2 protein-coding genes are annotated in these 1,926 nt (G+C 73.8%); both read left to right on the top strand.

Annotated features, from left to right (window positions below):
• Nucleotides 1-168 precede the first annotated feature (168 nt).
• Entirely contained in the window at nt 169-1,203 is a 1,035-nt protein-coding gene (gene mreB / locus FRW57_RS21100) for a rod shape-determining protein (protein WP_420853277.1), read from the top strand.
• An 82-nt stretch (nt 1,204-1,285) separates the two neighbouring features.
• On the top strand, nt 1,286-1,926 hold a 641-nt coding region (gene mreC, locus FRW57_RS21095; RefSeq protein WP_162529456.1), incomplete at its 3' end, for a rod shape-determining protein MreC.

The following is a 1,926-nucleotide window of genomic DNA, read 5'->3' as shown; positions in this document are numbered from 1 at the left end:
CGCTGCCGGCGGACGAGCCGGACGCCTACGCGCTGGCCCGCTGACCCCACCGTCCCGGGCCGGGCGCCACCGTCGCGGCGGAGGCCCTCGTGGGCGCCTCGTGGATGACGTGTCGACGGGCGAAACGCCACCCCCGAGGGGCTCGCTGTCCCGGGTAGCATCGCGGGCGTGACGAGACTGCGGGGCTGGCCGGTGCTGGGGCGTGACCTGGCCGTCGATCTCGGCACCGCCAACACCCTCGTCTACCAACAGGGACGGGGCGTGGTGCTCGACGAGCCGTCCGTGGTCGCCATCGAGGTCGGTTCGGGCCGGCTCATCGCCGCCGGGCACAAGGCTCGCGAGATGCTCGGCCGCACGCCCGCCCACGTCCATGCCATCCGGCCGCTGCAGGACGGCGTCATCTCGGACGCCGACGTCACCGAGCGGATGCTGCGCTACTTCGTCGACCAGGTGCGCCCCTCCCGGCTGGTGCGGCCGCGGATGGTGGTCTGCGTGCCGAGCGAGGTGACCGGGGTCGAGCGCCGCGCCCTCGAGGACGCCGCGACCCGTTCCGGCGCGCGACGCGTCTACGTCATCGAGGAGCCGATGGCGGCCGCCATCGGTGCCGACCTGCCGGTCAACCAGACTGCCGCGAGCACGGTCGTCGACATCGGCGGCGGCACCACGGATGTCGCGATGATCAGTCTGGGCGGCATCGTCAACGCCCGCTCGATCCGGCTCGGCGGCGACGAGATCGACGAGGCGATCATCGCCCACGTCAAGAGCGAGTACTCGCTGCTGCTCGGCGAGCGCAGCGCCGAGGACATCAAGGTCTCCGTCGGGTCGGCGTTCCCGATGACGGAGGAGCTGAGCACCAGGGTGCGAGGCCGCGACCTGACCACCGGCCTGCCCAAGACGGTCACGGTCTCTTCGGTCGAGCTGCGTCGAGCCATCGAGGCGCCCGTGCTGCAGATCGTCGAGTTGGTCCGCGCCACGCTCGACGTCTGCCCGCCGGAGCTGTCGGGCGACGTCATCGACTCGGGCATCGTCCTGACCGGTGGGGGAGCCCTGCTGCGCGGCCTCGACGAGCGGCTCCGCCATGAGCTCGGTGTGCCCGTCCGCGTGGCCGACGACCCGCTGCGGGCCGTGGTGCGTGGCTCCGGCCGTTGCGTGGAGGAGTTCGGCTCCCTCGAGCGCGTCCTCGTCGGCAACCGCCAGTTCTGAACGTGCCACCGATGCCCCAGCCCCATGCCGAACTCGTGCCTCGTGCCGCCGGAACCTCACGATGATTCCTCGCGGGAGGGTCGTGGTGGCGCTGGTCGCGCTGACCGTGGTCGTGCTGGGGGTCGACGTGTCCCGCCCGGCGGTCACGGCGCCGTTGCGCGAGGCCGCCGCCACGGTGGTCGGCCCGGTGCAGCGCGCGCTCAGCGCCGACCCCGCTCCCGAGGTCACGCGGCTCACCCAGGAGCGGGATGCGCTGCGACGAGAGCTGCAGGAGACCCGCGCTCAGGTCCACGACGGCCGGGGACTGACCGACCTCCTCCGGTCGCCGCCGGCACGCGGCCGGTCGCTCGTGCCGGCCCGCGTCGTCGCGTCCTCGGCAGTCGGCACGCCCGAGCGGATGCGCCGGGTCACGATCGACGTGGGCTCGCGGGACGGCGTCACCACGGACCTCACCGTCATCTGCGTCGACGGGCTGGTCGGTCGAGTGGTCTCGGTGGCGCCGTGGACCTCCGACGTGCTGGTACTCGGAGGTCGGGACGTGACCGTCGGGGTCCGGGTCGGCAAGCACCGCACGCTCGGGTGGGTCTCGTCGCACCCGGTGCCCGGGCTGCCCCCGCGCGGGCCCCGCGACCTCACCCTCACCCTCGTCCAGCCGGGGTCCACCCGCGTGGGCGACCGGGTCACCACGCTCGGCAGCGTCGGGGGGCGGCCGTTCGTCGCCGG

The sequence above is a fragment of the Segeticoccus rhizosphaerae genome (assembly GCF_009192725.1).
Lineage (GTDB): Bacteria > Actinomycetota > Actinomycetes > Actinomycetales > Dermatophilaceae > Segeticoccus > Segeticoccus rhizosphaerae.
Note: the sequence above shows the minus strand (reverse complement) of the source record. Positions and strands in the feature narration are given on the sequence as shown.